At 45.0% G+C, this 2,966-nt stretch carries 3 protein-coding genes; 1 reads left to right on the top strand and 2 read right to left on the bottom strand.

Features of this window, described 5'->3' with window-relative positions; translation table 11 throughout:
* Positions 1-130: 130 nt before the first annotated feature.
* Positions 131-550 (top strand): DUF3429 domain-containing protein, encoded by a 420-nt coding sequence (locus tag AC4MRN_RS20265; RefSeq protein WP_073321339.1) that lies wholly within the window; start codon positions 131-133, stop codon positions 548-550.
* A gap of 72 nt (positions 551-622) precedes the next feature.
* Here AC4MRN_RS20265 and AC4MRN_RS20260 read toward each other — a convergent pair whose 3' ends face one another.
* Together AC4MRN_RS20260 and AC4MRN_RS20255 are read right to left on the bottom strand one after the other, a co-directional pair.
* Positions 623-2,083, bottom strand: a complete 1,461-nt coding sequence (locus AC4MRN_RS20260) for a phosphohexomutase domain-containing protein (RefSeq protein ID WP_491204340.1) — start codon at positions 2,081-2,083, stop codon at positions 623-625.
* A 16-nt stretch (positions 2,084-2,099) separates the two neighbouring features.
* Positions 2,100-2,966: mannose-1-phosphate guanylyltransferase/mannose-6-phosphate isomerase (locus AC4MRN_RS20255; RefSeq protein ID WP_491204339.1), on the bottom strand; the 867-nt coding region annotated here is incomplete at its 5' end.

Raw genomic sequence — 2,966 nt, 5'->3', positions numbered from 1 at the left:
TCTATTAATATATTGGTAATTCAACGCCGTTAACGGCCTGTTTTTGTTTGTTTCTTATACTAAATTTTAAACACAATAGAAACAAACGCTATATATAAAATTAATAAGTTATAAACGAAACGTTATCACCATGAAACTACAAGCTAAATTATTAGGTTACGCAGGTCTAATACCCTTTCTACTTTTGAATATGGCCTTGTTATTCGATGCCTATCCCACAAGTTTAATTTACATTTTATTTACACAATACTCTGCTGTTTTGTTGTCTTTTTTCGGTGGTATTCATTGGTATGACGCGATAAGCAGCAACAAAAATGGCCACCAAATGTATATCGCCATGCTGCCCACTATTATCGGATGGCTGTGTCTCACACAAACCGGGGCGCATTGGGTGCTGGGCGTACTGAGTGCCAGCTATGTTCTGATGATGTTCTACGACAAACAGGTGCTGACACTGCCCAAAACTATGGTCGTTGACTATACAAAGCTAAGAATGTCGCTGACAACCATTGTGGTGTTGTCACACGCTGTAATGATATTTGCACGTTAATCTCTCTTCCAATACTAAAAAAGCCCCGTCAGCTTACGCTCACGGGGCTTTTTTGTCTGTTACAGCCAGGCACTACTCAGCACGTATTAACGCCAGCAGTTCTTCTGTTTTCGCTTCCATCAAAGGTATGTCACCTTTCGATTCAACATTCAATCGAATAACGGGTTCGGTATTTGATTTACGCAGATTAAAGCGCCAGGTACCGAACTCAAGACCGATTCCGTCGGTTTCGTCAATAACCTCAGCCAACGGTTGATATTTATCCAGCACGCGTTGTAAAGCGGCATCGGCATCTTGCAGTTTACTGTTGATTTCACCTGATGACGGGAACGCAGCAATACGCTCTTCAACCAATGAAGCAAGCGACTTTTGCTTAGTACATAGCAGTTCAGCAACGAGCAACCAAGGGATCATACCTGAATCACAGTAAGCAAAATCCCGGAAATAATGATGAGCGCTCATTTCGCCGCCGTAAATAGCATCTTCCTTCCGCATCCGCTCTTTTATAAAAGCGTGACCGGTTTTGCATTTAATCGCCGTACCGCCTGCGTTCTTAATAATATCTTCGGTATTCCAATACACACGTGGGTCGTAAATAATTTTGTTGTCGCTGTCTTTGTCCAGAAATGCCTGGGCCAGCAAACCAACAATGTAATACCCTTCGATAAAATTACCGTCGGCATCGAACAGGAAGCAGCGGTCAAAATCACCGTCCCACGCAATACCAAAGTCAGCGCCGTGTTCAATAACTGCATTTGCCGTATCTGCACGGTTTTCTGGTAATAACGGATTAGGAATACCATTAGGAAACGTACCATCCGGGTTGTGATGAACCTTCACAAACTCAATTGGCACATCTTTTTCCAATAACTTTTTCTCCAATGCGTCCAGTGCAGCACCTGCAGCCCCATTTCCGGCATTAGTCACGATTTTCAATGGCGTGAAGTTATTGATATCAACATAAGACAAAATATGCGACGCATAAGCATCCATGTTGGCATGTCGGTGATACTGGCCGGATTCCGCCAGAATATCCGTAGCGATGTGTGCTTTACCCGCATAAAACGCATCTGCGTCGATTTTTGCGCTCTTGGCGTAGAACTCAAGGCGATCTGCAACATACGCGTCATCTAACTGTTCAGCGCGTTCTTTAATGGCGTTTAAGCCGGTATCGCCGCTAATGGGTACTGAACCCGCCTTAACCAACTTCATACCGTTGTAATTAATCGGGTTATGGCTAGCCGTCACTTCAATGCCGCCATCAACCCCAAGATGCTTGGTTGCAAAGTAAATTTCTTCGGTTCCCGCCATACCGATGTCGGTAACGGTTGCACCACCATCGATTAAACCGGCACTCAATGCCAGCTTGAGTGGGTGCGATGTCAGACGCACATCACCGCCAACCACAACCGTCTTCGCACTCAGTTCTTCGGCGAATGCGAAACCAATGCGATAGGCGACTTCTTCGTTTAACTGACTATTTAGCTCACCGCGAATGTCGTAAGCTTTAAAACAAGTAATTGGTGTACTCATACACTGCACAGCCCTTTTATTTCGACTCAGTACGACCATAGCGGTCAGAAAAACGCACAATATCGTCTTCACCTAAATAGGCACCAGACTGCACTTCAATGAGTTCTAATGGAATCTTACCCGGGTTCTCGAGTGCGTGAACCTCGCCAATCGGAATGTAAACGGATTCATTCTCGGTAACTAACTGGGTATTTTCACCAATAGTCACGCTGGCTGTGCCAGACACCACAATCCAGTGTTCGGCGCGATGATGGTGCATTTGAACAGAGAGCTTTTCGCCAGGTTTCACTGTGATACGTTTAACCTGGAAGCGTTCGCCATTGTCGATGGAGTCATAGCTGCCCCATGGACGGAATACTTCGCGGTGGAACTGGAACTCCGGTCTCTGTTCGGCTTTTAATTTGTTTACGACATTCTTAATGTCCTGAACCTTGTCTTTGTGAGCAACCATTACAGCATCTTTGGTTTCAACAACAACCACGTCATCCAAACCAACAACCGAAATCAATCGCTCTTCTGCGTTAATATAGCTGTTGTTCACGCCTTCCAGAATTGCATCACCGACAACGACATTGCCATTGGCGTCTTTTTCGTCTGCGGTTTCCCACAGCGATGACCAACTGCCAACATCTGACCATCCTGCGTCTAGTGGGATCATGGCCGCATGCTCGGTCTTTTCCATAACTGCGTAATCAATAGAGTCGTCCGGGCAGGTCGCGAAAATTTCAGGATCGATACGAATAAAATCCAAATCCTTGCTTTCAGATTCAATGGCTTTTTCACAAATAGCCAGCATCTCCGGGGCATACTTCTTCAGTTCAGCCAAGTACACACTGGCTTTGAACATAAACATACCGCTGTTCCAAAAATAATTACCGGAAGC

The organism is Marisediminitalea sp., from assembly GCF_984433645.1.
The sequence above is the reverse complement of the archived record's forward strand: the minus strand, read 5'-3'. Positions and strand labels throughout refer to the sequence as shown.